The sequence below is a fragment of the Pseudomonas sp. BNK-15 genome, from assembly GCF_047456105.1.
Classification (GTDB): domain Bacteria; phylum Pseudomonadota; class Gammaproteobacteria; order Pseudomonadales; family Pseudomonadaceae; genus Aquipseudomonas; species Aquipseudomonas putida_E.
The window spans coordinates 1,192,039-1,217,500 of the sequence record NZ_CP179898.1 but is presented as its reverse complement, the minus strand read 5'-3'; the positions used below and the strand labels follow the sequence as shown (position 1 = coordinate 1,217,500).

General features: G+C 61.3%; 22 protein-coding genes, 3 tRNA genes and 2 rRNA genes (1 of these 27 cut by a window edge). 22 read left to right on the top strand and 5 right to left on the bottom strand.

The annotated features are described in order from the left end of the window. From ACMGF5_RS05495 to ACMGF5_RS05475, 5 genes are all read left to right on the top strand, one after another. Positions 1 to 1,646: ribosomal RNA gene (locus ACMGF5_RS05495) — 23S ribosomal RNA — on the top strand; it begins 1,246 nt to the left of the window's first position. 131 nt (positions 1,647 to 1,777) lie between these two features. Then, positions 1,778 to 1,893 (top strand): 5S ribosomal RNA (rrf, locus tag ACMGF5_RS05490). A 134-nt stretch (positions 1,894 to 2,027) separates the two neighbouring features. Then, on the top strand, positions 2,028 to 2,687 hold the full coding sequence (locus ACMGF5_RS05485; protein WP_125923355.1) for a paraquat-inducible protein A: 660 nt from the start codon (positions 2,028 to 2,030) through the stop codon (positions 2,685 to 2,687). Beyond that, entirely contained in the window at positions 2,674 to 3,297 is a 624-nt protein-coding gene (locus ACMGF5_RS05480) for a paraquat-inducible protein A (protein WP_046784656.1), read from the top strand. Before ACMGF5_RS05485 ends, ACMGF5_RS05480 begins: the two co-directional genes overlap by 14 nt. Continuing rightward, positions 3,290 to 5,590 carry an MlaD family protein gene (locus tag ACMGF5_RS05475; protein ID WP_414157629.1) on the top strand — a complete coding sequence of 767 codons (2,301 nt, stop codon included), beginning with the start codon at positions 3,290 to 3,292 and terminating at the stop codon, positions 5,588 to 5,590. Before ACMGF5_RS05480 ends, ACMGF5_RS05475 begins: the two co-directional genes overlap by 8 nt. Before the next feature lie 139 nt (positions 5,591 to 5,729). On the opposite strand, the gene rpsT is transcribed toward ACMGF5_RS05475, so the two are convergent. Then, positions 5,730 to 6,008 (bottom strand): 30S ribosomal protein S20, encoded by a 279-nt coding sequence (gene rpsT, locus ACMGF5_RS05470; protein ID WP_003247625.1) that lies wholly within the window; start codon positions 6,006 to 6,008, stop codon positions 5,730 to 5,732. Between the two features lie 250 nt (positions 6,009 to 6,258). Between rpsT and murJ the strand changes: the two genes are divergently transcribed. From murJ to ispH, 6 genes are all read left to right on the top strand, one after another. Beyond that, the gene (murJ, locus tag ACMGF5_RS05465) at positions 6,259 to 7,797 is read left to right on the top strand and encodes a murein biosynthesis integral membrane protein MurJ (RefSeq protein ID WP_204918955.1); all 1,539 of its coding nucleotides are present in this window, start codon (positions 6,259 to 6,261) and stop codon (positions 7,795 to 7,797) included. Positions 7,798 to 7,915: 118 nt separating this feature from the next. After that, positions 7,916 to 8,866, top strand: a complete 951-nt coding sequence (gene ribF, locus ACMGF5_RS05460; protein WP_119687803.1) for a bifunctional riboflavin kinase/FAD synthetase — start codon at positions 7,916 to 7,918, stop codon at positions 8,864 to 8,866. Further along, positions 8,863 to 11,694, top strand: coding sequence for an isoleucine--tRNA ligase (gene ileS / locus ACMGF5_RS05455; RefSeq protein ID WP_012316360.1), 2,832 nt, complete (start codon positions 8,863 to 8,865; stop codon positions 11,692 to 11,694). The genes ribF and ileS overlap by 4 nt, the downstream gene beginning before the upstream one ends. Beyond that, on the top strand, positions 11,687 to 12,202 hold the full coding sequence (gene lspA, locus ACMGF5_RS05450) for a signal peptidase II (RefSeq protein ID WP_012316359.1): 516 nt from the start codon (positions 11,687 to 11,689) through the stop codon (positions 12,200 to 12,202). Before ileS ends, lspA begins: the two co-directional genes overlap by 8 nt. Continuing rightward, positions 12,195 to 12,632 (top strand): FKBP-type peptidyl-prolyl cis-trans isomerase, encoded by a 438-nt coding sequence (gene fkpB / locus ACMGF5_RS05445; RefSeq protein WP_012316358.1) that lies wholly within the window; start codon positions 12,195 to 12,197, stop codon positions 12,630 to 12,632. Before lspA ends, fkpB begins: the two co-directional genes overlap by 8 nt. Positions 12,633 to 12,646: 14 nt before the next feature. After that, positions 12,647 to 13,594, top strand: a complete 948-nt coding sequence (ispH, locus tag ACMGF5_RS05440; RefSeq protein ID WP_012316357.1) for a 4-hydroxy-3-methylbut-2-enyl diphosphate reductase — start codon at positions 12,647 to 12,649, stop codon at positions 13,592 to 13,594. On the opposite strand, the gene ACMGF5_RS05435 is transcribed toward ispH, so the two are convergent. Further along, entirely contained in the window at positions 13,595 to 14,086 is a 492-nt protein-coding gene (locus ACMGF5_RS05435; RefSeq protein ID WP_119687802.1) for a GspH/FimT family pseudopilin, read from the bottom strand. A gap of 109 nt (positions 14,087 to 14,195) precedes the next feature. Here ACMGF5_RS05435 and ACMGF5_RS05430 point away from each other — a divergent pair, with 109 nt between their 5' ends. The 5 genes from ACMGF5_RS05430 to thiO are packed head-to-tail and all read left to right on the top strand — an operon-like array spanning position 14,196 to position 17,061. Beyond that, entirely contained in the window at positions 14,196 to 14,405 is a 210-nt protein-coding gene (locus tag ACMGF5_RS05430) for a prepilin-type N-terminal cleavage/methylation domain-containing protein (protein WP_046784650.1), read from the top strand. Next, the gene (locus tag ACMGF5_RS05425; protein ID WP_414157628.1) at positions 14,402 to 15,049 is read left to right on the top strand and encodes a PilW family protein; all 648 of its coding nucleotides are present in this window, start codon (positions 14,402 to 14,404) and stop codon (positions 15,047 to 15,049) included. The genes ACMGF5_RS05430 and ACMGF5_RS05425 overlap by 4 nt, the downstream gene beginning before the upstream one ends. Beyond that, positions 15,046 to 15,519 carry a hypothetical protein gene (locus ACMGF5_RS05420; RefSeq protein ID WP_414157627.1) on the top strand — a complete coding sequence of 158 codons (474 nt, stop codon included), beginning with the start codon at positions 15,046 to 15,048 and terminating at the stop codon, positions 15,517 to 15,519. The genes ACMGF5_RS05425 and ACMGF5_RS05420 overlap by 4 nt, the downstream gene beginning before the upstream one ends. 1 nt (position 15,520) lies before the next feature. Beyond that, the gene (locus tag ACMGF5_RS05415) at positions 15,521 to 15,910 is read left to right on the top strand and encodes a type IV pilin protein (RefSeq protein ID WP_119687799.1); all 390 of its coding nucleotides are present in this window, start codon (positions 15,521 to 15,523) and stop codon (positions 15,908 to 15,910) included. A 53-nt stretch (positions 15,911 to 15,963) separates the two neighbouring features. Continuing rightward, on the top strand, positions 15,964 to 17,061 hold the full coding sequence (thiO, locus tag ACMGF5_RS05410; protein WP_115273825.1) for a glycine oxidase ThiO: 1,098 nt from the start codon (positions 15,964 to 15,966) through the stop codon (positions 17,059 to 17,061). A gap of 105 nt (positions 17,062 to 17,166) precedes the next feature. Here the strand turns inward: thiO and ACMGF5_RS05405 are convergent, their stop codons facing one another. Continuing rightward, on the bottom strand, positions 17,167 to 17,397 hold the full coding sequence (locus tag ACMGF5_RS05405; protein ID WP_012316350.1) for a PP0621 family protein: 231 nt from the start codon (positions 17,395 to 17,397) through the stop codon (positions 17,167 to 17,169). 93 nt (positions 17,398 to 17,490) lie between these two features. Further along, the gene (locus tag ACMGF5_RS05400) at positions 17,491 to 18,510 is read right to left on the bottom strand and encodes an outer membrane protein assembly factor BamD (RefSeq protein WP_012316349.1); all 1,020 of its coding nucleotides are present in this window, start codon (positions 18,508 to 18,510) and stop codon (positions 17,491 to 17,493) included. Positions 18,511 to 18,657: 147 nt separating this feature from the next. On the opposite strand from ACMGF5_RS05400, the gene rluD reads away from it, so the two are divergent. The 6 genes from rluD to ACMGF5_RS05370 all read left to right on the top strand — a co-directional run bounded on the left by rluD (position 18,658) and on the right by ACMGF5_RS05370 (position 23,826). Then, a complete protein-coding gene (rluD, locus tag ACMGF5_RS05395; RefSeq protein ID WP_039602973.1) occupies positions 18,658 to 19,620 on the top strand; it encodes a 23S rRNA pseudouridine(1911/1915/1917) synthase RluD in 963 nt (320 codons plus the stop codon). Then, entirely contained in the window at positions 19,617 to 20,357 is a 741-nt protein-coding gene (gene pgeF / locus ACMGF5_RS05390; RefSeq protein ID WP_414157626.1) for a peptidoglycan editing factor PgeF, read from the top strand. The genes rluD and pgeF overlap by 4 nt, the downstream gene beginning before the upstream one ends. Before the next feature lie 243 nt (positions 20,358 to 20,600). Further along, on the top strand, positions 20,601 to 23,165 hold the full coding sequence (gene clpB / locus ACMGF5_RS05385) for an ATP-dependent chaperone ClpB (protein ID WP_046784643.1): 2,565 nt from the start codon (positions 20,601 to 20,603) through the stop codon (positions 23,163 to 23,165). 422 nt (positions 23,166 to 23,587) lie between these two features. Continuing rightward, positions 23,588 to 23,663, top strand: a tRNA-Asn gene (locus tag ACMGF5_RS05380). A 4-nt stretch (positions 23,664 to 23,667) separates the two neighbouring features. Continuing rightward, positions 23,668 to 23,744 (top strand) — tRNA-Pro (locus tag ACMGF5_RS05375). Between the two features lie 6 nt (positions 23,745 to 23,750). Then, positions 23,751 to 23,826 (top strand) — tRNA-Lys (locus tag ACMGF5_RS05370). Positions 23,827 to 24,089: 263 nt separating this feature from the next. On the opposite strand, the gene ACMGF5_RS05365 is transcribed toward ACMGF5_RS05370, so the two are convergent. Continuing rightward, complete coding sequence (locus ACMGF5_RS05365) at positions 24,090 to 25,385, bottom strand: NAD(P)/FAD-dependent oxidoreductase (RefSeq protein ID WP_251962438.1); 1,296 nt, start codon at positions 25,383 to 25,385, stop codon at positions 24,090 to 24,092. Positions 25,386 to 25,462 lie beyond the last annotated feature (77 nt).

Below are 25,462 nucleotides of genomic sequence, written 5' to 3'. Positions count from 1 at the left end.
TGACATGAGTAACGACAATGCGAGTGAAAAACTCGCACGCCGAAAGACCAAGGTTTCCTGCGCAACGTTAATCGACGCAGGGTTAGTCGGTCCCTAAGGCGAGGCTGAAAAGCGTAGTCGATGGAAAACAGGTTAATATTCCTGTACTTCCAGTTATTGCGATGGAGGGACGGAGAAGGCTAGGCCAGCTTGGCGTTGGTTGTCCAAGTTTAAGGTGGTAGGCTGAGATCTTAGGCAAATCCGGGATCTCAAAGCCGAGAGCTGATGACGAGTTGCCTTTAGGCGACGAAGTGGTTGATGCCATGCTTCCAAGAAAAGCTCCTAAGCTTCAGATAACTGGGAACCGTACCCCAAACCGACACAGGTGGTTAGGTAGAGAATACCAAGGCGCTTGAGAGAACTCGGGTGAAGGAACTAGGCAAAATGGCACCGTAACTTCGGGAGAAGGTGCGCCGGTGAGGGTGAAGGACTTGCTCCGTAAGCTCATGCCGGTCGAAGATACCAGGCCGCTGCGACTGTTTATTAAAAACACAGCACTCTGCAAACACGAAAGTGGACGTATAGGGTGTGACGCCTGCCCGGTGCCGGAAGGTTAATTGATGGGGTTAGCGCAAGCGAAGCTCTTGATCGAAGCCCCGGTAAACGGCGGCCGTAACTATAACGGTCCTAAGGTAGCGAAATTCCTTGTCGGGTAAGTTCCGACCTGCACGAATGGCGTAACGATGGCGGCGCTGTCTCCACCCGAGACTCAGTGAAATTGAAATCGCTGTGAAGATGCAGTGTATCCGCGGCTAGACGGAAAGACCCCGTGAACCTTTACTATAGCTTTGCACTGGACTTTGAATTTGCTTGTGTAGGATAGGTGGGAGGCTTTGAAGTGGGGACGCCAGTTCTCATGGAGCCATCCTTGAAATACCACCCTGGCAACTTTGAGGTTCTAACTCAGGTCCGTTATCCGGATCGAGGACAGTGTATGGTGGGTAGTTTGACTGGGGCGGTCTCCTCCCAAAGAGTAACGGAGGAGTACGAAGGTGCGCTCAGACCGGTCGGAAATCGGTCGTAGAGTATAAAGGCAAAAGCGCGCTTGACTGCGAGACAAACACGTCGAGCAGGTACGAAAGTAGGTCTTAGTGATCCGGTGGTTCTGTATGGAAGGGCCATCGCTCAACGGATAAAAGGTACTCCGGGGATAACAGGCTGATACCGCCCAAGAGTTCATATCGACGGCGGTGTTTGGCACCTCGATGTCGGCTCATCACATCCTGGGGCTGAAGCCGGTCCCAAGGGTATGGCTGTTCGCCATTTAAAGTGGTACGCGAGCTGGGTTTAGAACGTCGTGAGACAGTTCGGTCCCTATCTGCCGTGGACGTTTGAGATTTGAGAGGGGCTGCTCCTAGTACGAGAGGACCGGAGTGGACGAACCTCTGGTGTTCCGGTTGTCACGCCAGTGGCATTGCCGGGTAGCTATGTTCGGAAGAGATAACCGCTGAAAGCATCTAAGCGGGAAACTTGCCTCAAGATGAGATCTCACTGGGATCTTGAATCCCCTAAAGGGCCGTCGAAGACTACGACGTTGATAGGTTGGGTGTGTAAGCGCTGTGAGGCGTTGAGCTAACCAATACTAATTGCCCGTGAGGCTTGACCATATAACACCCAAGCAATTTGCTTCTGCAGATTGTGGTGGTGAAGACGAAAGAACCGAAAGTTCGCAACATCACAACTATCGCATATCCGAATTCGCTGGGCTGTCCATCTGGACATTCTGGCTACAGAATTTCTTGACGACCATAGAGCATTGGAACCACCTGATCCCATCCCGAACTCAGTAGTGAAACGATGCATCGCCGATGGTAGTGTGGGGTTTCCCCATGTGAGAGTAGGTCATCGTCAAGATTCATTTCGCAAAACCCCTATCTGCGCGAGCAGGTAGGGGTTTTGTCTTTCCAGCTCCGTTTCCCGAAAGTCGGCTCCCACATTTCGAGCTGTATCACTAGAATAGAGCCGACCTACCTATTCAGAACCTCGAGATGCCCAACCCAGTCGAAACCCAAGCGCTAGAGCAGTTGCCGCTTGACGAGCTGGTCGCGTGCCATGAATGCGACCTGCTGATGCGCAAGCCCCAACTGCAACACGATGAAAAGGCGCAGTGCCCCCGCTGTGGTTATGAGCTATACGCTCACCGGCACAATGTGGTCAATCGCAGCCTGGCACTGGTGCTGACCGCGCTGCTGCTCTTCGTGCCTGCCAACTTCCTGCCAATCATGCAGCTGCACCTGCTTGGCCAGACTTCAGACGATACGGTGTGGAGTGGCGTGCTGGGCTTGTACAACTCCGAAATGCGCGGTGTCGCTGTCGTGGTGTTCCTGTGCAGCATGGCGGTTCCGTTTCTCAAGCTGATGTGCCAGCTCATGGTGCTATTGAGCATCCGCCTGAACGTCGGGCGTAGCTACGGGCTGTTGTTCTATCGCATTTATCATCATTTGCGTGACTGGGGCATGCTCGAGGTCTACTTCATGGGCGTATTGGTCGCAATCGTGAAGCTGGTCGACCTTGCCGAGCTGACCGTAGGGCTAGGGTTGTTTTGCTTCATAAGCCTGTTGCTGATTCAGGTTTGGCTTGAAGTGGTGATGTCTCCACACCAGATCTGGAGTGCGCTGTCAGGGGAGGATCTGCATGCGGGCGATTGATGCGGGCATTATGGTCTGCAATGAGTGTCATGAACTGAATCGACAGGATTCCGAGAGCAAGTCGCAGACCTGCACGCGCTGTGGCGCGATTGTGCATGCACGTCGGCCCAACAGTATCGTTCGTACCTGGGCGCTACTCATCGCTGCCTCGATCCTGTACATACCTGCCAACGTGCTGCCGATCATGACTGTCAGTACATTGGGGCAGGGCAGCCCGGACACGATCATGTCCGGCGTCATTACCCTGCTCAAGCATGGCATGTTGCCCATTGCCGCAGTGGTGTTCATTGCCAGTATTCTGGTGCCCACCTTCAAACTGGTGGGCATCGGTTTGTTGTTGTATTCGGTGCAGCGCCGCCAACCCTTGTCAGCGCGGCAACGCATCTTGATGTATCGGTTCATCGAGTTCATAGGACGCTGGTCCATGCTGGACATCTTCGTCATCGCCATCTTGGTGGCGGTGGTGAATTTCGGCCGTATCGCCAGTGTCGAAGCCAACCTGGGCGCTGTCGCCTTCGCTACTGTGGTGATTCTCACGATGCTCGCTGCTTTAACTTTCGATCCCCGACTGATTTGGGATAACACGGAGTCGGATGACGACCATGAGTGACATGCCAACGGCTAAAACCCGGCCCGCCTCCAACTGGTCGGCCATCTGGATTCTGCCGCTGATCGCTTTGATGATTGGAGGGTGGCTGGCCTGGCAGGCCTACCGTGATGCGGGTGTGGAAATCGAGGTTCGTTTCGAGAGCGGTGAGGGCATCGTCGCCAACAAAACCGAAGTCATCTACAAAGGCATGCCCGTGGGCAAGGTAAAAAGCCTGGTGCTCGATGCCGAGGGCGAAAACCAAGGTGTCATTGCCACTATCGAGATGAACAAAGACGCAGAGCCTCACCTTACCAAAGGGACACGGTTCTGGCTGGTCAAGCCCAGTGTCACGCTGGCGGGTATCTCGGGTCTCGAGACATTGGTGTCAGGGAATTACATTGCCGTCAGCCCTGGCGAGGGTGAGCGAACCAAGCGCTTCAAGGCATTGAAGGTGGCGCCACCGCTTTCGGACAGCGAACCGGGCTTGCACCTTACGCTCAAGGCCGATCGCTTGGGCTCCCTCAATCGCGACAGCCCGGTGTTCTACAAGCAGATCCAGGTTGGCCGGGTAAAGAGCTATCGCCTTTCCGAGGACCAGAGCACGGTCGAGGTCAAAGTCTTCATCGAGCCGGCTTATGCCAGCCTGGTGCGCAAACACACGCGCTTCTGGAATGCCAGCGGCATCAGCATCGATGCCGGGCTGTCCGGGGTAAAAGTACGCAGCGAATCCCTCTCCAGCATCGTTGCCGGTGGTATCGCCTTTGCTACACCGGAATACCGCAAGGATAGCCCGCCCACCGACCCGAGCCTGCCATTCCGCTTGTACGAAGATTTCGATGCCGCCCAGGCGGGTATCCGTGTGAAGGTCAAGCTGAGCGACTATGAGGGACTGCAGGCGGGGCGCACCCCGGTCATGTACAAAGGCATTCAAGTCGGTTCGCTGAAAGCCCTGAAGATGGAAAACAACCTTGGCAGCGCCATGGCTGAGCTGACCCTGGACCCCCTGACCGAAGACTATCTGGTCGATGGCACGCAGTTCTGGGTGGTCAAACCTTCCATTTCTCTGGCGGGTATCACAGGCCTGGAGGCCTTGGTGAAGGGTAACTACATTGCCATTCGCCCGGGTGAGAAGGGGGCCACGCCGCAGCGCGAGTTCGAAGCAAGGGCCAAGGCACCGCCGCTGGACCTCAAGGCGCCTGGCCTGCACATGGTGCTGTTCGCCGATACGCTGGGCTCGTTGGAGGTCGGTAGCCCGGTGATGTATCGCCAGGTCAAGGTTGGTAGCGTGCAGAGCTACCAGTTCGCCCGCAACAGCAATCGCATCCTGATCGGTGTGCACATCGAAAAGGAGTACGAGAACCTGGTCAATGGCTCTTCGCGTTTCTGGAACGTCAGCGGCATTACCCTCACCGGTGGCCTGTCGGGCATCAAGATAAAGAGTGAGTCGCTGCAGACCCTGATGGCCGGTGGCATCGCCTTCGACACGCCAACGCCGAACGTAGCCCTCAAGCGCCATATTCCAAGGTTCCGGCTGCACGACAGCCAGGAGGCGGTAAACCGTGCCGGCACGCTGATAACCATCCGTGTAGACCGTGCAGATGGCCTCAAGCCGGGAACGCCCATCCGTTTCCGTGGCCTGGATGTTGGTAGTGTCGAGAGTGTCGACCTGACCAAAGACCTGCAGGCTGTGTTGTTGCGCGCGCGTATCACCGAAGCGGCAGACCGCATCGCCCGTGCAGGGACGCAGTTCTGGGTGGTCAAGCCGGCCCTTGGCTTGGTGCGTACAGAAAACCTCGATACCCTGATTGGCGGCCAGTACCTGGAAGTGCAGCCCGCTGTTAAGGACAAAGGCTCGCAGCGTGATTTCATAGCCTTGGCTGACGCGCCTGAGATCACCGGGGTGGAAGTCGGCCTGCCATTGACCCTCAGCGCCCCGCGCAGGGGGTCGATCAAGCCGGGCGTGCCGGTGACCTACCGTGAGGTCCCGGTGGGTAAGGTAACGGGCTTCGAGTTGGGCCAGACGGCAGACCGCGTGCTGATTCACATCCTGATCGAGCCACGCTATGCCGCGCTGGTGCGCGGTGGCAGCCGGTTCTGGAACAGCAGCGGTTTCGGTTTCGACTGGGGCTTGTTCAAGGGCGCCACTGTGCGTACCGAGTCGCTGGAGACCCTCATCGACGGTGGTATTGCATTCGCCACGCCTGATGGCGAGCAGATGGGTAACCCGGCGCGGCCGCAGCAGACCTTTGCCTTGTTCGACAAGCCTGAGGACGCCTGGCTGCAGTGGGCACCGAAGATCCAGATCGCCAAGTAATGCAGGGGCCGCTATGCGGCCCTATCGCCTCTGTGGGGCCCGGCTTGCCGGCGATGAGGCCGTAACTGGCAACAGAAGCATCATCAAATCGCAGGCAATAAAAAACCGACCCTAGGGTCGGTTTTTCGACAAGCGTCGCTTAGGCAGCTGCAGCTTCTTTCAGCGCCTTGATGTGGCCATTCAGACGGCCTTTGTGGCGAGCAGCTTTGTTCTTGTGGATGATACCCTTGTCGGCCATACGGTCGATTACAGGTACAGCCAGAACGTAAGCGGCTTGCGCTTTTTCGGCGTCTTTTGCGTCGATGGCTTTGACTACATTCTTGATGTAGGTGCGGACCATGGAACGCAGGCTGGCGTTGTGGCTGCGACGCTTCTCAGCCTGTTTTGCACGTTTCTTGGCGGAAGGTGTGTTGGCCACCGTCGAGCTCCTCGAAAGACTTTAGGTAAATAGCAAACAAAATAGGCCGCGAATCATGCCGATCAGTTGACCGGATGTCAAGGCCACCTGCAGGGTTCCGCCGAGCGGTGTACCAACAGGAGGGAAATATTCCTTTCTGCTGCACGACCTGTAAACTCGGGAATTTTTGGCTCCCCTGCGAAGGCGCGGGAGTATCGCACATTCGGACGCTGTCTGGCAGCGTCCTCTGCCCTTGGCGTGAATCTTTTCGATGAACCTGCTCAAATCCCTGGCTGCAGTCAGCTCCATCACCATGATTTCCCGGGTGCTGGGGTTCGTGCGTGACACCATCCTGGCCCGTGTTTTCGGCGCCGGCATCGCTACCGACGCCTTTTTCATCGCCTTCAAGTTGCCCAACCTGCTGCGGCGGATTTTTGCCGAGGGGGCCTTCTCCCAAGCGTTCGTGCCGATCCTTGCCGAATACAAGACCCAGCAGGGCGAGGAGGCGACGCGCACTTTCATCGCCTATATCAGCGGCCTGCTGACGCTGGTCCTGGCCCTGGTCACGGTGATTGGCGTGCTTGCGGCACCCTGGGTGGTCTGGGCCACGGCGCCCGGTTTTGCGGACGATGCCGAGAAATACCAGCTGACCACCGACCTGCTGCGGGTGACCTTTCCTTATATATTACTGATCTCACTGTCATCCCTGGCCGGCGCGATCCTCAATACCTGGAACCGTTTCTCGGTCCCGGCCTTCACGCCGACCCTGCTCAACGTGGCGATGATCATCTTCGCCCTGCTGCTCACGCCGTATTTCGACCCGCCCATCATGGCGCTGGCCTGGGGCGTGCTGGCCGGAGGCCTGGCGCAGTTGCTGTACCAGCTGCCGGCGCTGAAAAAAATCGGCATGCTCGTGCTGCCGCGCCTGAACCTGCGTGACACCGGCGTGTGGCGCGTGCTCAAACAGATGTTGCCGGCCATTCTCGGCGTTTCGGTCAGCCAGATTTCGCTGATCATCAACACCATCTTCGCCTCCTTCCTGGTGGCCGGCTCGGTGTCCTGGATGTACTACGCCGACCGTCTGATGGAGTTGCCCTCGGGCGTGCTTGGCGTTGCCCTGGGTACCATCCTGCTGCCGACGTTGGCCAAGACCTACGCCAACAAGGACCGCGAGGAGTATTCGCGGATCCTCGACTGGGGCCTGCGCCTGTGCTTCCTGCTGGTGCTGCCCTGCACACTGGCCCTGGCGATACTCGCCGAGCCGCTGACCGTTGCATTGTTCCAGTATGGTAAGTTCAGCGCCTTCGATGCGGCGATGACCCAGCAGGCACTGATCGCCTATTCGGTAGGCCTGTTGGCGATCATTCTGGTCAAGGTACTGGCACCGGGCTTCTATGCGCAGCAGAATATTCGTACGCCCGTGCGGATCGCGATCTTCACCCTCATCTGCACCCAACTGTTTAACCTGGCCCTGGTCGGCCCGCTGCAGCACGCCGGCCTGGCCCTGGCGATCAGCCTGGGTGCCTGCCTGAATGCGGGCCTGCTGTTCTGGAAGCTGCGCAGCCAGCAGCTGTTCCAGCCGCAACCGGGCTGGACGCTGTTCCTGCTCAAACTGGTGCTGGCGGTAGCGCTGATGGTGGCGGTACTGCTGGTGGGCATGCACTACCTGCCGGCGTGGGAGCAAGGCAACATGTTCGAGCGTTTCGTGCGCCTCGGGGCGTTGATCGTGGCCGGTATCGTGACCTATTTCGGTTGCCTTTACCTGTGCGGCTTCAGGCCCCGGCATTTCGCCCGCAAGGCCCTGCACTGAGCTGGAAGGCGGGTCAGGCGTCGGTTTTTCGTTTTCCACGCTGCACCCGGGCGCTGCTGCCTGTCACCAGCGCCCGGGTGTGGTTATAATCGGCCACTTTATGAGCAAGAAGCGCGTTATGCAGCTGGTTCGAGGTCTTCACAACCTGCGCCCCGAGCACCGGGGCTGTGTCGCCACCATTGGCAACTTCGACGGGGTTCACCGCGGCCACCAGGCAATCCTGGCGCGTCTGCGCGAGCGCGGCCAGGCACTTGGCCTGCCTACGTGCGTGGTGATCTTCGAGCCGCAGCCGCGCGAGTACTTCGCTCCGGACACCGCGCCGGCCCGCTTGGCGCGCCTGCGCGACAAGGTCGAGCTGCTGGCTGGCGAAGGTATCGATAGGGTCTTGTGCCTGGCGTTCAACCAGCGCCTGAGCAACCTGAGCGCCGATGAATTCGTCGAGGCGATCCTGGTCGATGGCCTGGGCGTGCGCCACCTTGAAGTGGGCGACGACTTCCGCTTTGGCTGCGACCGCGCTGGCGATTTCACCTTCCTGATCGAAGCCGGCAAGCAGTACGGTTTCACCGTCGAGGCCGCCAACACGGTGATCCAGGACGGTTTACGGGTCAGCAGTACCGAGGTACGCCAGGCGTTGTCTGAAGGCAACTTCGAGCTCGCCGAGCACTTGCTGGGCCGCCCCTACAGCATTACCGGGCGCGTATTGCACGGCCAGAAGCTGGCCCGCCAGCTCGGCGCGCCCACCGCCAACATCCAGCTCAAGCGCCGTCGCGTACCGTTGTCCGGGGTCTACCTGGCCAGCATCGAAATCGACGGCAAGGCCTGGCCGGGTGTCGGCAACATCGGGGTGCGCCCCACAGTGGCCGGCGACGGCCGCCCGCACCTTGAAATTCATCTACTGGATTATGCCGGCGATCTGTATGGCCGGCGCCTGACGGTGGAATTCCACCACAAGCTGCGTGAAGAGCAGCGATTCGCCTCCCTGGAGGCGCTGAAGTCGGCGATCGATGCGGATATCGCCGCCGCACGTGCACATTGGCACGCTCAACCGCTAACCAAGAGCCTGAAATGACCGACTACAAAGCCACGCTAAACCTTCCGGACACCGCCTTCCCCATGAAGGCCGGCCTGCCTCAGCGCGAACCGCAGATCCTGCAGCGCTGGGACAGCATTGGCCTGTACCAGAAGCTGCGCGAAATTGGCAAGGATCGTCCGAAGTTCGTCCTGCACGACGGCCCGCCCTATGCCAACGGCAAGATTCACATCGGTCATGCGCTGAACAAGATTCTCAAGGACATGATCGTCCGCTCCAAGACGCTGTCGGGCTTCGACGCGCCTTACGTACCCGGTTGGGACTGCCACGGCCTGCCGATCGAGCACAAGGTCGAAGTCACCCATGGCAAGCACCTGACGGCCGACCGCACTCGTGAGCTGTGCCGCGAATACGCTGCCGAGCAGATCGAAGGGCAGAAGACCGAGTTCATCCGCCTGGGTGTGCTGGGTGACTGGGACAACCCTTACAAGACCATGAACTTCGCCAACGAGGCCGGTGAAATCCGTGCCCTGGCCGAAATGGTCAAGCAGGGCTTCGTGTTCAAGGGCCTCAAGCCTGTTAACTGGTGCTTCGATTGCGGCTCCGCGCTCGCAGAAGCCGAGGTCGAGTACGCCGACAAGAAGTCGCAGACCATCGATGTGGCCTTCCCGGTCGCCGACGCTGACAAACTGGCTGCCGCGTTCGGCCTGCCGGCGCTGGCCAAGCCCGCTGCCATCGTGATCTGGACCACCACCCCGTGGACCATCCCCGCCAACCAGGCGCTGAACATCCACCCGGAGTTCAAGTACGCTCTGGTCGATACCGGCGAGCGTCTGCTGGTGCTGGCCGAAGAACTGGTCGAGTCGTGCCTCAAGCGCTACAATCTGGAAGGCTCGGTCATCGCCACCGCCCAAGGCTCGGCCCTGGAGCTGGTCAATTTCCGTCACCCCTTCTACGACCGCCTGTCGCCTGTCTACCTGGCCGACTACGTCGAGCTGGGCGCAGGTACCGGTGTGGTCCACTCCGCGCCAGCCTACGGTGAAGACGACTTTGTCACCTGCAAGCGCTACGGCATGGTCAACGACGATATCCTCACGCCGGTGCAGAGCAACGGTGTGTACGTCGAGTCGCTGGAGTTCTTTGGCGGCCAGTTCATCTGGAAGGCCAACCCGGCCATCGTCGAAAAGCTGAGCGAAGTCGGTGCGCTGATGCACACCGAGACCATCAGCCACAGCTACATGCACTGCTGGCGCCACAAGACCCCGCTGATCTACCGCGCTACCGCGCAGTGGTTCGTCGGCATGGACAAGCAGCCAAGCACTGGCGAGCCGCTGCGTGAGCGTGCGCTCAAAGCCATCGAAGACACCCAGTTCGTCCCGGCCTGGGGCCAGGCGCGCCTGCACTCGATGATCGCCAACCGCCCGGACTGGTGCATCTCGCGTCAGCGCAACTGGGGTGTGCCGATCCCGTTCTTCCTGCACAAGCAGACCGGCGAACTGCACCCGCGCACCGTCGAGCTGATGGAAGCCGTGGCCAAGCGCGTCGAACAGGAGGGCATCGAGGCCTGGTTCAAGCTGGACGCCGCCGAACTGCTCGGTGATGAAGCCGGCCAGTACGACAAGATCACCGACACTCTGGACGTGTGGTTCGACTCCGGCACCACCCATTGGCACGTACTGCGCGGCTCGCACGACATCGGCCACGCCACCGGCCCGCGTGCGGACCTGTACCTGGAAGGCTCCGACCAGCACCGTGGCTGGTTCCATTCCTCGTTGCTGACCGGTTGCGCCATCGACAACCACGCGCCGTACCGCGAACTGCTGACCCACGGTTTCACCGTGGACGAAAGCGGCCGCAAGATGTCCAAGTCGCTGGGTAACACCATCGAACCGGAAAAGGTCAACAACACCCTGGGTGCCGACATCCTGCGCCTGTGGGTATCGGCCACCGACTATTCGGGTGAGATGGCCGTTTCCGAGCAGATCCTGCAGCGCAGCGCCGACGCCTACCGCCGTATCCGCAACACCGCCCGCTTCCTGCTCTCCAACCTGTCCGGCTTCGACCCGGCCCGCGACCTGCTGGCCCCAGAGGACATGCTGGCCCTGGACCGCTGGGCAGTGGACCGTACCCTGCTGCTGCAACGCGAGCTGGAAGAGCACTACAGCGAGTACCGCTTCTGGAACGTCTACTCGAAGATCCACAACTTCTGCGTGCAGGAGCTGGGCGGCTTCTACCTCGACATCATCAAGGACCGCCAGTACACCACTGGCGCCAACAGTGTCGCCCGTCGTTCCTGCCAGACCGCGCTGTACCACATCAGCGAAGCGCTGGTGCGTTGGATCGCGCCGATCCTGGCCTTCACTGCCGATGAAATCTGGCAGTACCTGCCGGGCGAACGCAACGAGTCGGTCATGCTCAACGGCTGGTACCAGGGCCTGAGCGAGCTGCCGGAAGGCACCGAGCTGGATCGCGCCTACTGGGACCGCGTGATGGCGGTCAAGGCTGCGGTCAACAAGGAGCTGGAAAACCAGCGTACCGCCAAGGTCATCGGCGGCAACCTGCAGGCCGAAGTTACCCTGTTCGCCGAAGAGGGCCTCAGCGCCGACCTGAGCAAGCTGGGCGATGAGCTGCGCTTCGTACTCATCACCTCCGCTGCCAGCGTGGTGCCGTTCGCCCAGGCGCCGGCCGATGCCGTGGCCACCGAAGTCGAAGGCCTCAAGCTGAAAGTGGTCAAGTCTGGCCACGCCAAGTGCGGCCGCTGCTGGCACTTCCGCGCCGACGTCGGCAGCCATCCGGAGCACCCGGAAATCTGCAGCCGTTGCGTCGACAACCTGAGCGGTTCCGGTGAGGTGCGCCACTATGCCTAACCCTGCAGCGGGGCGCTTCGGGCGCCTTGCATGGCTCTGGCTCAGCCTGCTGGTCCTGGTCGTTGACCAGGCCACCAAGCTGTATTTCAACAACGCCCTGAGCATGTACCAGCAGATCGTGGTCATCCCTGACTACTTCAGCTGGACCCTGGCCTACAACACCGGCGCGGCGTTCAGCTTCCTGGCCGACAGCTCCGGCTGGCAGCGCTGGCTGTTCGCCCTGATCGCCGTGGTGGTCAGCGCCGTACTGGTGGTCTGGCTCAAGCGCCTGGGGCGCAACGAGACCTGGCTGGCCGTGGCGCTGGCGCTGGTGCTCGGTGGGGCGCTGGGCAACCTGTACGACCGCATCGTGCTGGGCCATGTGGTGGATTTCATCCTGGTGCACTGGAAGAACGTTCATCACTTCCCGGCCTTCAATGTGGCCGACAGCGCCATCACCGTTGGTGCGGTGATGCTGGCGCTGGATATGTTCAAGAGCAAGAAGTCCGAGGATCCGGTCCATGACTGACACCCGTATCGGCCAGAACACCGAAGTTACCCTGCACTTCGCGCTGCACCTGGAAAACGGCGATACCGTCGACAGCACGTTCGACAAGGCTCCAGCCACCTTCAAGGTTGGCGATGGCAACCTGCTGCCGGGCTTCGAGGCCGCGCTGTTCGGCTTCAAGGCCGGTGACAAGCGCACGGTCGTGGTTGCCCCGGAGAATGCTTTCGGCCAGCCTAACCCGCAGAACGTACAGGTCATGCCACGGTCCCAGTTCGAGGGCATGGAATTGTCCGAAGGGCTGCTGATCATCTTCAACGATGCCGCCAACACCGAATTGCCCGGTGTGGTCAAAGCGTTCGATGACAATCAGGTGACCATCGACTTCAATCACCCACTGGCAGGCAAGACCCTTACCTTCGAGGTGGAGATCCTCGAGGTGAAGGCCCTGTAAGCCTGGAGCCGAGCATGCAAATCAAACTCGCCAACCCTCGCGGTTTCTGCGCAGGGGTCGACCGGGCGATCGAGATCGTCAACCGTGCGCTGGAAGTCTTCGGCCCGCCGATCTATGTGCGCCATGAAGTGGTGCACAACAAGTTCGTGGTGGAAGACCTGCGCAGCCGTGGCGCCATCTTCGTCGAAGAACTGGATCAGGTACCGGACGACGTCATCGTCATTTTCAGCGCCCATGGTGTTTCCCAGGCCGTGCGCCAGGAAGCCGCCGGCCGCGGCCTGAAAGTGTTCGACGCCACCTGCCCGCTGGTGACCAAGGTGCATATCGAGGTCGCCAAATACAGCCGTGACGGCCGTGAGTGCATCCTGATCGGCCACGAAGGGCACCCGGAAGTCGAAGGCACCATGGGGCAATACGACGCCAGCAACGGCGGTGCCATCTACCTGGTCGAAGACGAGGAGGATGTTGCCCGGCTGCAGGTGCGCGACCCGGACAACCTGGCGTTCGTCACCCAGACCACGCTGTCGATGGACGACACCAGCCGTGTCATCGATGCCCTGCGTACGCGCTTCCCGAACATCGGCGGCCCGCGCAAAGACGACATCTGCTACGCCACCCAGAACCGCCAGGACGCCGTCAAGCAACTGGCCGGTGAGTGTGATGTGGTACTGGTGGTGGGCAGCCCCAACAGTTCCAACTCCAACCGCCTGCGTGAGCTGGCCGAGCGCATGGGTACCCCGGCCTACCTGATCGATGGCGCCGAGGACATGCAACGCGGCTGGTTCGACCAGGCTGCGCGGATTGGTATCACTGCTGGCGCTTCGGCCCCCGAAGTGCTGGTGCGTGGCGTGATCGACCAGCTCAAGGCCTGGGGTGCCACGGGCGCCGAAGAGCTTGACGGGCGCCCGGAGAACATCACGTTCTCCATGCCCAAAGAGCTGCGGGTTCGTTCGCTGATCTGATCAGCGGCCTGCGCACAGGGACTTTTTCAGTTCATCAGTGCGCAGGCTGACCCTACCGCTGGTCGCTAGCACAACACGATGCCGGCTGGTTGCAGACGAGCGCTCACAGACCTCCAGCCGCCCCCCTGACAAGTTGTTGGTCTTCCCCAATGGCACACCCAGTGCGCTGAATTTCACCTGGTTCCCGATATTGGCTTTCACCCTTTGGGGCCGAGCCAGTCGGTACTCGCGCAGCAACTGCTGGTTATGCTCCAACAGCACGCGCCAACCCTTGCCCCAATCATTGTCCAAAGATTGCACCACTACCGCCTGGCCCTGCAGGGCCGCGTGGCTGCGTGCGCTACGCAGCGCCTGGGCCAAGTCGCGGGCTGCTGCTGCCCTGTGCAGGTCATCGCTCAATTTCGCGTAGGCCGGCATGCCAAGCTGCGTCAGCAGCGCCGCCATAGCCAGCCCGAACATCATTTGTATCAGTGTTACGCCCTGTTGCTTCACCGTGCATTCCTCCCTGGAAGTGCTTGGCTGTAGCTTCACGGTCGTTGGGCAAGAGGTCCAGTCGGCGAGGTGCAAGGCAATTGCGGGAAAGATCGCAGGAGGTGCAGGGATGCACACGAAACAACGGGGCATGACGCTTCTGGAGGTACTGTTGGCCGTAGCGGTGGTGGCACTGGGCATGTTCGCTGCCGCAGCGTTGCAGCTTCAGGCATTGCAGGCCACTGACAGTGCGCGTCGTGATATGCAGGATGCGCTGGGCGCCCATACGCTGCTTGAACGGGGCAAGGCCGCTGGCAAGCTGACGGTGCCGCGGCCATGAAGCGTGAGCAGGGTGGTTTCGGCCTGGTCGAGGCAATGCTTGCGCTTGCCATCGGCCTGATGCTGCTGACTGCCGCCAGCCAGCTTTTCATCTCGGCCCACCAGAGCTCACTCCTTCAATCTGCTGCGTTGCGCATGCAGGCGGACGCCCGTCTGGCATTGTTGCGTATGGCCCAGGATATCCGTATGGCCGGCATGTTCGGTTGCCTGCGCCTTGAGCCTGGCGACTTCAGGGACCCATCTGCGCGAGAAGCGTTTGCGCGGCCTTTGCAGGTTGGCCCGGCAAGCCTGAGCCTGATAGTGGCAGAGCTGCCTGGGTACCCCGGGGCTCCGGACTGGACCTTGCACACCGATTGTATCAGCGAGGCCGAGGTGCACGCGGGGCGTGCTCAAAGCCCCGGTTTGCCCTTGGCATTTCCCATCAGCCGGCACCACTACCAACTTCGCGGCAGCACACTGAGGTTCATGCGGCGCAACAGCTCTCAGCCCTTGGTCGACCACGTGCGCGAAATGCGCGTTGAACCTGTCGACACCGCCGAAGGGCAGCGGGTGGATGTGCAACTGACCTTGTTCGACCCTGATTTGGACATCGAACAGCGTTACGACATGAGTGTGGCGATCCGCAACCCGGTTGCCAGGCCATGAAGCGCCAGCGTGGCATGGTACTGCTGCTGGCGCTGGTCCTCAGCCTTTTGCTTGGCCTGCTGGCGGCTTCGGCGTTGCGTGATGCCTTGGTGGAAACGCGCATGGCCGGCTACCTGGGCGAGGGTTTGCAGGCATTCGATCAGGCCGAAGCCACGCTGCTGGTCGCAGAGGCCGAACTGCAGCGCGCGCCGCCTGGGTTGTGCCAAGCGTGCCTGCCACCCCCGCGCGCGCATGATTTGCTGGGGCCATGGCAAACCAGCGAGAGCGGTTACTTCCAGCTGCAGAACCTTGGCCTAACTACCCGGGCCGCGCATAGGCCGAGGGATGAACCCGTCATGCTTTACCGGGTGACCGCAGTCAGCCGGCAACTCGCGGCCCGGCAAGTGCTGGAGGCGGTGTATGCCATGCCAGCGGCTCAAACACAGGCGCCGCAGCGGATTCTCTGGCGGCAGAGACTGAGGGAAGACTGACATGCAGCAAGGCCTAAGCCTGATCGAGTTGTTGATTGTCGTGGCTGTCACCGGCATTCTGGCAGCCATTGCCTACCCCAGTTACAGCGACCAGCTCAGGCGAGCCGCACGCAGCGAAGTGGTTGGCCTGCTGCATGACGCTGCCCTGCGCCTGGAACACCACCGTGTACGCACCGGCCAGTACGCCGAGGGCGAACCGGCATTGCCCGCTGGCAACCGCCATTACAGCCTGCATGCCGTACGCGGCAGCGATACCTTCACGCTGCGTGCACGGCGGCTGCCGCATGGTTTGATGGCGGACGATCGCTGCGGTGATTTCCAGCTCGACCAGGCCGGTGTACAGAGCAACCCGGATGGCACGGGGGCCATTGAGCGCTGCTGGGGGAGCTGAAGGTTGAATGATGCCCGTGCATCGCGGTTTTACTTCAGGTGTTGGATCGACAGATGAACAAGCAAGTAGTGGTGGTCGGCGGCGGGGTGATCGGCCTGTTGACAGCGTTCAACCTGGCGGCGAAGGTCGGCCAGGTAGTGGTATGTGACCAGGCCGAGGTCGGGCGTGAATCGTCCTGGGCGGGCGGCGGTATCGTCTCGCCGCTTTACCCTTGGCGCTACAGCCAGGCAGTCACTGCCCTGGCGCACTGGTCGCAGGACTTTTATCCACAGCTGGGTGAGCACCTGTTCTCCAGCACCGGTATTGATCCGCAAGTCCACACCACCGGCTTGTACTGGCTTGACCTGGACGACGAGGCCGAGGCGCTGGCCTGGGCAGAACGCGAGCGGCGGCCGCTCAGCCCTGTGGATATTTCGGCGGCCTATGACGCGGTCCCCGTACTGGGCCCAGGCTTCAAGCGCGCCATCTACATGGCAGGCGTGGCCAATGTGCGCAACCCGCGGCTGGTCAAGGCACTGAAGGCTGCGCTGCTGGCAATGCCCAACGTGACCTTGCGCGAGCACTGCCAGATCACCGGCTTTGTTCAGGACGGTGAGCGCGTGACTGGCGTGCAGACCGCAGACGGCGTGCTGCAGGCTGATGATGTCGTGCTCAGCGCTGGCGCCTGGAGCGGCGACCTGCTGCGCACGCTAGGCATTGAGCTGCCGGTGGAACCGGTGAAAGGCCAGATGATCCTGTTCAAGTGCGCCGAAGACTTCCTGCCGAGCATGGTGCTGGCCAAGGGACGCTATGCGATCCCGCGCCGTGACGGGCACATTTTGGTGGGCAGCACGCTGGAGCATGCCGGGTACGACAAGACCCCGACCGAGGATGCACTGGCGAGCCTCAAGGCTTCAGCGGCAGAGTTGTTGCCGGAGCTTGCGGATGCCACGGTGGTGGCGCACTGGGCAGGGCTGCGGCCAGGTTCGCCTGAAGGCATTCCGTATATCGGCCGAGTGCCGGGGCATGACGGGTTGTGGTTGAACTGTGGGCATTACCGCAATGGGTTGGTGCTGGCGCCAGCTTCGTGTCAGTTGTTTACTGATTTGCTGACAGGGGTGGAGCCGATCATTGACCCGGCGCCTTATGCCCCGGCCGGGCGTCTTGGCTGAAATCGCTGGGGCCGCTTAGCGGCCCAATCGCCGGCAAGACAGTTGCTCCCACAAGGTACAGCGTGGGAGCCGGCTTGCCGCCGATTGGGCCCGTGCGGTACTGGCTCAGTCCTGCTGGCCAGGCCCTTGCTGAAGGTGCGCCTGGCTGCAATACCACTGACTGCCCTGCTGCAGCGCCCGGTCATTGGGCAGGTGCACGCCGCAGTGGGCGCAGCGCACCATCTTCAGCGGGTCGTCGAGTTTCGGCTCGGACGGCGACTGCTGGCTGATCTTGAATTTGCGCCACAGCCAGAACGCGGCGGCGATCAGGGCGATCCAGAAAAGTAGGCGAACCATGGTGTCCAGCTTGTCTATTGATTGAGGCGACAGTCTAGGACGAGGCCAATAAAAAAGGGAGACCTCAGTCTCCCTTTCTCGCACCCCGTTGAATCAGTCGAACAGACCAAAGGTCATGTAGCTGAACCAGGAGCGGTCTTTCTCGGCTTCTTTCGGCCCTTCCGGCAGGATCGGGTCGCCGTTTTCATCTTTGGGCAGCAAGTCCTGCGGCATCTCGGCGCGGGCATCTTGGAACTGGCGGACCACGTCCTGGTTGGCGCGGGTTTCACCCGGTGGCAGTGGCGCGTCGGTTTCGATCAGGCCCAGGGTGGCCTTGGACAGCCAGCCGCGGCCGTCAGACTCGGTCTGCTTGGGCTGGAACTCGCCATCGACCAGGCTCGGGTGGTCAGGGTAGTTGAGCTTGAGGGTTTCCAGGCTGGTGGCGGCCAGATCGTCCAGGTGCATCTTCTGGTACGCCTCGACCATCACGGCCAGGCCGTCGCCGACCGATGGGGTTTCCTGGAAGTTTTCCACCACGTAGCGGCCACGGTTGGCGGCGGCAACGTAAGCCTGGCGGCTCAGGTAGTAGTCGGCCACGTGGATTTCATAAGACGCCAGCAGGTTGCGCAGGTAGATCATGCGCTGCTTGGCGTCCGGGGCGTAGCGGCTGTTGGGGAAGCGGCTGGTCAGCTGGGCGAATTCGTTGTACGAGTCGCGGGCGGCACCCGGGTCACGCTTGGTCATGTCCAGCGGCAGGAAGCGCGCCACCAGGCCGCGGTCCTGGTCGAACGAGGTCAGGCCCTTGAGGTAGTAGGCGTAGTCGACGTTCGGGTGCTGCGGGTGCAGGCGGATGAAGCGCTCGGCAGCCGACTTGGCAGCCTCGGGCTCGGAATTCTTGTAGTTGGCGTAGATCAGCTCGAGCTGCGCCTGGTCGGCGTAACGGCCGAACGGGTAGCGCGACTCCAGGGCCTTGAGCTTGTTCACGGCGCTGTTGTAGCTGGAGTTGTCCAGATCAGCCTGGGCCTGCTGATACAGCTCGGCCTCGCTGAGGTTCTCGTCAATGACCTCTTTATTAGAGGAACAGGCCGCGGTAAGCCCGAGGATGGCGATCAGCAGCAGGTGTTTCACTTGCATAGCGGCTTGCGTCCCTTTGACGGCCGCTGTCTTGGGCGGTGCCGTCCTGTTATGATGAGCGCCCCGGCCAACCCCGGGACAAAAGAAGCCGTATTTAACCACAAGCTCGCAGCCGAAACCAAAGGCTGTGCGCCCGCCGAATCGAGCATGTCCGAGATCATTCAACTTAGCGCAGAGGTACCGTCCGAACTGGGCGGTCAACGCCTCGACCAGGTCGCCGCCCAATTGTTCGCCGAGTACTCGCGTTCGCGGCTTACTTCGTGGATCAAAGAGGGCCGCCTGACGGTCGATGGTGCCGTCGTGCGCCCTCGAGACACCGTCCATGGTGGCTCCATGCTTGCACTTGAGGCCGAGCAAGAGGCCCAGGGCGAGTGGATCGCCGAAGACATCGAGCTGGACATCGTCTACGAAGACGACCAGATCATGGTGATCAACAAGCCGGCCGGGCTGGTCGTGCACCCGGCTGCCGGGCACGCCAGTGGCACATTGCTCAACGCCTTGCTGCACCATGTGCCGGATATCGTCAACGTACCGCGCGCTGGCATTGTCCATCGCCTGGACAAAGACACCACCGGCCTGATGGTCGTGGCCAAGACCCTGCAGGCGCAGACCAAGCTGGTCGAGCAGCTGCAGAGCCGTACGGTCAGCCGGATCTACGAGTGCATCGTGATCGGCGTGGTGACTGCCGGCGGCAAGATCAACGCCCCGATCGGCCGTCACGGTGGCGCACGCCAGCGTATGGCGGTGACCGAAGGCGGCAAGCCGGCGGTCAGCCACTACCGTGTGCTCAAGCGCTTCCGTTCGCACACCCACGTGCGGGTCAAGCTCGAAACCGGCCGTACTCACCAGATCCGTGTGCACATGGCCCATGTCGGTTTCCCGCTGGTCGGCGACCAGACCTACGGCGGCCGCTTCCGTATCCCGCCGGCAGCCAGCCCGACCATGGTCGAGGCGGTCAAGACCTTCCCGCGCCAGGCCCTGCACGCACGCTTCCTGGCGCTGGACCACCCCACTACCGGTGAGCGCATGGAGTGGGCGTCGGAACTGCCGGATGACTTCGTCTGGTTGCTGTCGCTGCTGAATCAGGACCGCGAGGCGTTTATCGGATGAGTGGCCTGACGCAGGCGCTGCTGTTCCCCGACTGGCCGGCTCCGGCCTCGGTTCGCGCCTGTGTCTCCACCCGTGAGGGTGGCATTAGCCTGCCGCCCTATGCATCCTTCAACCTCGGTGACCACGTGGGCGACGACCCGCTTGCGGTCGCCGAGAACCGCCGCCGCCTGAGCGACGAATTCGCCATTCAGCCCGCCTGGCTCAAGCAGGTGCATGGCCTGATCGTGGCAGATGCCGACCCATCGGTGGTCGCCGAAGCCGACGCCAGCTGGACCGACCAGCCAGGCATTGCCTGCACCGTAATGACTGCCGACTGCCTGCCCGTGCTGTTCTGCGACCGCGAGGGCACCCGTGTGGCTGCCGCGCATGCGGGCTGGCGCGGGCTGGCTGGTGGCGTGCTGGAAGCCACGCTGGAGCGCCTGGCATTGTCGCCTGAAGAGGTGCTGGTGTGGTTGGGGCCTGCCATCGGCCCGCAGGCATTCGAAGTGGGCCTGGAAGTGCGGGATGCCTTCACCGCTGTGCACCCCGAGGCTGCCAAGGCCTTTGTCGAGGGTGAGCGGCCGGGCAAGCTGATGGCAGACATCTATGCGCTGGCGCGCATTCGCCTGGCGGCGCGCGGTGTGACAGCTGTTTATGGCGGTGGTTTTTGCACCGTCAGCGATGAGCGGTTTTTCTCCTATCGCCGCACCCCGCAGGGTGGGCGGTTTGCTTCTTTGGTCTGGCTAGATCCTCGCTGACAGGCCCGGCCTCATCGCCGGCAAGCCGGCTCCCACAAGTACCCACCTTTCTTGAAGTTTGCGCATTCCTGTGGCCGGCTTGCCGGCGATTGGGGCACGGCTAATCCATTAGGCTGACTTTAGTCAACCCCGCTACGCTTGAAACTTCCAGAATCACCCTTATCTATAAGGTCATCTCAGGCAGGTTTCTTCATCAAAGGCGCTGTCCATCGCTCCGACCTGCCCTTACAGGAAGGTATCCCCATGCGAATAGACCGTTTGACCAGCAAGCTTCAATTAGCGATATCCGATGCCCAGTCCCTGGCCGTTGGCATGGACCACCCTGCCATCGAACCCCTGCACCTGTTGCAGGCGTTGATCGAGCAGCAAGGTGGTTCGATCAAGCCACTGCTCATGCAGGTTGGCTTCGACATCAACAACCTGCGCCAGGCACTGGTAAAAGAACTCGACCAGCTGCCGAAAATCCAGAACCCCACCGGCGATGTGAACATGTCGCAGGACTTGGCGCGCCTGCTCAACCAGGCCGACCGCCTGGCCCAGCAGAAGGGCGACCAGTTCATTTCCAGCGAGCTGGTGCTGCTCGCCGCCATGGATGAGAACAGCAAGCTCGGCAAGCTGCTGCTTAGCCAAGGCGTGAGCAAGAAGGCCCTGGAAAACGCCATCAACAACCTGCGCGGCGGCGCGGCGGTGAACGACGCCAATGCCGAAGAGTCGCGCCAGGCGCTGGACAAGTACACCGTCGACCTGACCAAGCGTGCTGAAGAGGGCAAGCTGGACCCGGTCATCGGCCGTGACGACGAAATCCGCCGCACCGTGCAGGTGCTGCAGCGCCGTACCAAGAACAACCCTGTGCTGATCGGCGAACCCGGCGTGGGCAAGACTGCTATCGCCGAAGGCCTGGCCCAGCGCATCATCAACGGTGAAGTGCCGGACGGCCTTAAGGGCAAGCGCCTGCTGGCGCTGGACATGGGCGCGCTGATCGCCGGTGCCAAGTACCGCGGTGAGTTCGAAGAGCGCCTCAAGTCGTTGCTCAACGAGCTGTCCAAGCAGGAAGGCCAGATCATCCTGTTCATCGACGAGCTGCACACCATGGTCGGTGCCGGTAAAGGCGAAGGCGCCATGGACGCTGGCAACATGCTCAAGCCGGCGCTGGCCCGTGGTGAACTGCATTGCGTCGGTGCCACCACGCTCAACGAATACCGCCAGTTCATCGAGAAGGACGCCGCCCTGGAGCGGCGCTTCCAGAAGGTACTGGTGGAGGAGCCGAGCGAGGAAGACACCATCGCCATCCTGCGTGGCCTCAAAGAGCGCTATGAAGTGCACCACAAGGTGGCCATCACCGACGGCGCGATCATTGCTGCGGCCAAGCTCAGCCACCGCTACATCACCGACCGCCAGCTGCCGGACAAGGCCATCGACCTGATCGACGAAGCGGCCAGCCGTATCCGCATGGAGATCGACTCCAAGCCGGAAGTGCTCGACCGCCTCGATCGTCGCCTGATCCAGCTGAAGGTGGAATCCCAGGCGCTGAAGAAAGAGGAAGACGAAGCAGCCAAGAAGCGCCTGGAGAAGCTGACCGAGGAAATCGAGCGCCTGGAGCGTGAGTATTCCGACCTGGAAGAAATCTGGGCGTCCGAGAAGGCAGAAGTGCAGGGCTCGGCGCAGATCCAGCAAAAGATCGAGCAAGCCCGCCAGGAGCTGGAAGCGGCCCGTCGCAAAGGCGACCTGAACCGCATGGCCGAACTGCAGTACGGGGTGATCCCGGACCTGGAGCGCAGCCTGCAGATGGTCGACCAGCATGGCAAGACCGAAAACCAGCTGCTGCGCAACAAGGTGACCGAGGAAGAGATTGCCGAAGTAGTGTCCAAGTGGACCGGCATCCCGGTGGCCAAGATGCTGGAAGGCGAGCGCGAAAAACTGCTGAAAATGGAAGACCTGCTGCACCAGCGCGTGATCGGCCAGCACGAGGCGGTGACCGCCGTAGCCAACGCCGTACGCCGTTCGCGTGCGGGCCTCTCCGACCCGAACCGGCCAAGTGGTTCGTTCATGTTCCTCGGCCCGACCGGTGTGGGCAAGACCGAGCTGTGCAAGGCCCTGGCCGAATTCCTGTTCGATACCGAAGAGGCCATGGTGCGGATCGACATGTCCGAGTTCATGGAGAAACATTCCGTGGCTCGCCTGATCGGCGCCCCACCAGGCTATGTAGGTTATGAAGAGGGCGGTTACCTGACCGAAGCGGTACGGCGCAAGCCTTACTCGGTAGTGCTGCTGGATGAAGTGGAGAAGGCTCACCCGGATGTGTTCAACGTGCTGCTGCAGGTGCTCGAGGATGGCCGCCTGACCGACAGCCATGGCCGTACGGTGGACTTCCGCAACACGGTGATCGTGATGACTTCCAACCTGGGCTCGGCGCAGATCCAGGAGCTGGCCGGTGATCGCGAAGCGCAGCGTGCGGCAGTGATGGATGCGGTGGGTGCGCACTTCCGTCCGGAGTTCGTCAACCGGATCGACGAAGTGGTGGTGTTCGAGCCCTTGGGCCGCGAGCAGATCGCCGGCATCACCGAGATCCAGCTTGGCCGCCTGCGCAGCCGCCTGAGCGAGCGCGAGCTGGCCTTGAGCCTGAGCCCGGAGGCGTTGGACAAGCTGATCGCGGTGGGTTACGACCCGGTGTATGGCGCCCGGCCGCTGAAGCGGGCGATCCAGCGCTGGATCGAGAACCCGCTGGCGCAAATGATCCTGGCCGGCAAATTCATGCCGGGTTCGGCGATCACTGCCAAGGTGGAAGGCGAAGAAATCGTGTTCGCCTGATCCCTTCGCTGCAAAAACTAGCCCCGCACCTGCGGGGCTTTTTTAAGGCCGCAGCGTTTCGGCAGCCCACGGGGAACCCTGTGGGGGGCGGCTTGCCGGCGAACAGCCCCGGCCAAACCCAGCAAAATCGGGGCCTCGCCAGTTTTTTCCATAACTTGCTGAAATTTTTGAAAAAAACGCTTGCACAGAAATTAGAGTGCCCCTAATATACGCCGCGTTGTCAGGCACTAAGCGAATCACCAGCAACATCGGTGACCGCAAAACAACTTAGAAATCAGTAAGTTGAATGAAAAAAAGTGGTTGACAAGCAAAACGAAGAATGTAGAATAGCCGGCCTCAGCAGCGACAACGCGAAAGCGGATAGCCAAAGAGATCGAAGCTAACACAGACTTCGAAGCTGTAAAGATGTACCGAAGTTCAGTTCCGCGATAGCTCAGTCGGTAGAGCAAATGACTGTTAATCATTGGGTCCCTGGTTCGAGTCCAGGTCGCGGAGCCAATCTCGGGGTGTAGCGCAGTCCGGTAGCGCGCCTGCTTTGGGAGCAGGATGTCAGGAGTTCGAATCCCCTCACCCCGACCATTTTCAGGGTCGTTAGCTCAGTTGGTAGAGCAGTTGGCTTTTAACCAATTGGTCGTAGGTTCGAATCCTACACGACCCACCATGTAAAAAGGGCATCTCAACTGAGATGCCCTTTTTCTTTTGTCTCGATTTTATCTCGCGCAAAAAAATGCACCGAGCGGTGCAAATCTTCTTTATTCATTCGTCATCGCACAGGCCATGCCTGGTATGTGGGCATCTGGCCCAATCGCCGGCAAGCCACAGGTGTTTCACAAGCCTTGAGAGCTGTGCATCCCCTGTGGGAGCCGGCTTGCCGGCGATGAGGTCAGTGCAGACAACCTGAACCCCAAGCCTCTAGCGCGCAGGTCAGTGCAGCTTCAGTCGCGGCTCAGTGCCCCGCCCAATTTTGCTTCCCAGCATCATCATCGCCGTGCGGAAGAACCCGTACAGCGCCATCTGGTGCATGCGATACAGCGACACATAAAACATCCGCGCCAGCCAGCCCTCCAGCTTCACGCTACCCATCAGGTTGCCCATCAGGTTACCCACCGCCGAGAAGCGCGACAGCGACACCAGCGAACCGTAATCCTTGTAGGCATAGGTCGGCAGCGGCTTGTGCTCCAGGCGCGCTTTCAGGCTCTTGGCCAGCATCTCGGCCTGCTGGTGCGCTGCCTGGGCGCGTGGCGGCACGTTGCGGTCGCTGCCCGGTTGCGGGCAGGCTGCACAGTCACCGAAGGCGAAGATGTCATCGTCGCGGGTGGTTTGCAGGGTAGGGCGCACCACCAGCTGGTTGATACGGTTGGTTTCCAGGCCGTCGATATCCTTGAGGAAGCCTGGCGCACGAATACCGGCCGCCCACACCTTGAGGCTGGCCTGGATCACTTCGCCGTTGGCGGTCTTCAGGCCATCGGCGGTCACTTCGCTGACGGCAGCGTTGGTCATCACCGTCACGCCGAGCTTTTCCAGGGTCTTGTGCACCGGCACGCTGATGCGTTCTGGCAGCGCCGGCAGCACGCGCGGGCCCGCCTCGATCACGGTGATGTGCATGTCTTTTGGCTGGATACGGTCCAGGCCATAAGCCGCCAGTTCGTGCGCTGCGTGGTGCAGTTCGGCCGCCAGCTCCACACCGGTGGCACCGGCGCCGACGATCGCCACGCTGATCTTCTCGCTGGCCTGGTCACCCGCATGGGCACGCAGGTAGTGGTTGAGCAGTTGCTGGTGGAAACGCTCGGCCTGCTTGCGGGTGTCCAGGAACAGGCAGTGCTGCGCCGCGCCCAGGGTACCGAAGTCGTTGGTGTTGCTGCCCACGGCAATGACCAGGGTGTCATAGCGCAAGGTGCGCGCAGGCACCAGCTCGCGGCCCTCTTCATCGAGGGTGGCGGCCAGCTGGATCTGCTTGCCTTCACGGTCCAGGCCGCTCATGCGCCCCAGCTGGAAGTTGAAGTGGTTCCACTTGGCCTGGGCCACGTAGTTCAGTTCGTCTTCCGAGGAGTTGAGCGAGCCGGCGGCCACTTCGTGCAGCAGCGGCTTCCAGATGTGCGTGAGGTTGGCGTCGACCAGGGTGATCTCGGCCTGCTTGCGCTTGCCGAGGGTTTTACCCAGGCGGGTCGCCAGTTCCAGGCCGCCGGCGCCGCCGCCGACAATCACGATGCGATGAGTCATGGGGATATCTCATAAGGTTTACGGAATTCGTGGCCCCAGGGGCCGGCCGCAAACTGCATGAGGGGAGGGCGAGCGCG

Excerpts from the sequence above, each read along its gene's own strand:
- ACMGF5_RS05485 (WP_125923355.1), top strand. The coding sequence starts at position 2,028 with ATGCCCAACCCAGTCGAAACCCAAGCGCTAGAGCAGTTGCCGCTTGAC.
- ACMGF5_RS05480 (WP_046784656.1), top strand. The coding sequence starts at position 2,674 with ATGCGGGCGATTGATGCGGGCATTATGGTCTGCAATGAGTGTCATGAA.
- ACMGF5_RS05475 (WP_414157629.1), top strand. The coding sequence starts at position 3,290 with ATGAGTGACATGCCAACGGCTAAAACCCGGCCCGCCTCCAACTGGTCG.
- murJ (WP_204918955.1), top strand. The coding sequence starts at position 6,259 with ATGAACCTGCTCAAATCCCTGGCTGCAGTCAGCTCCATCACCATGATT.
- ribF (WP_119687803.1), top strand. The coding sequence starts at position 7,916 with ATGCAGCTGGTTCGAGGTCTTCACAACCTGCGCCCCGAGCACCGGGGC.
- ileS (WP_012316360.1), top strand. The coding sequence starts at position 8,863 with ATGACCGACTACAAAGCCACGCTAAACCTTCCGGACACCGCCTTCCCC.
- lspA (WP_012316359.1), top strand. The coding sequence starts at position 11,687 with ATGCCTAACCCTGCAGCGGGGCGCTTCGGGCGCCTTGCATGGCTCTGG.
- fkpB (WP_012316358.1), top strand. The coding sequence starts at position 12,195 with ATGACTGACACCCGTATCGGCCAGAACACCGAAGTTACCCTGCACTTC.
- ispH (WP_012316357.1), top strand. The coding sequence starts at position 12,647 with ATGCAAATCAAACTCGCCAACCCTCGCGGTTTCTGCGCAGGGGTCGAC.
- ACMGF5_RS05430 (WP_046784650.1), top strand. The coding sequence starts at position 14,196 with ATGCACACGAAACAACGGGGCATGACGCTTCTGGAGGTACTGTTGGCC.
- ACMGF5_RS05425 (WP_414157628.1), top strand. The coding sequence starts at position 14,402 with ATGAAGCGTGAGCAGGGTGGTTTCGGCCTGGTCGAGGCAATGCTTGCG.
- ACMGF5_RS05420 (WP_414157627.1), top strand. The coding sequence starts at position 15,046 with ATGAAGCGCCAGCGTGGCATGGTACTGCTGCTGGCGCTGGTCCTCAGC.
- ACMGF5_RS05415 (WP_119687799.1), top strand. The coding sequence starts at position 15,521 with ATGCAGCAAGGCCTAAGCCTGATCGAGTTGTTGATTGTCGTGGCTGTC.
- thiO (WP_115273825.1), top strand. The coding sequence starts at position 15,964 with ATGAACAAGCAAGTAGTGGTGGTCGGCGGCGGGGTGATCGGCCTGTTG.
- ACMGF5_RS05405 (WP_012316350.1), bottom strand. The coding sequence starts at position 17,397 with ATGGTTCGCCTACTTTTCTGGATCGCCCTGATCGCCGCCGCGTTCTGG.
- ACMGF5_RS05400 (WP_012316349.1), bottom strand. The coding sequence starts at position 18,510 with ATGCAAGTGAAACACCTGCTGCTGATCGCCATCCTCGGGCTTACCGCG.
- rluD (WP_039602973.1), top strand. The coding sequence starts at position 18,658 with ATGTCCGAGATCATTCAACTTAGCGCAGAGGTACCGTCCGAACTGGGC.
- pgeF (WP_414157626.1), top strand. The coding sequence starts at position 19,617 with ATGAGTGGCCTGACGCAGGCGCTGCTGTTCCCCGACTGGCCGGCTCCG.
- clpB (WP_046784643.1), top strand. The coding sequence starts at position 20,601 with ATGCGAATAGACCGTTTGACCAGCAAGCTTCAATTAGCGATATCCGAT.
- ACMGF5_RS05365 (WP_251962438.1), bottom strand. The coding sequence starts at position 25,385 with ATGACTCATCGCATCGTGATTGTCGGCGGCGGCGCCGGCGGCCTGGAA.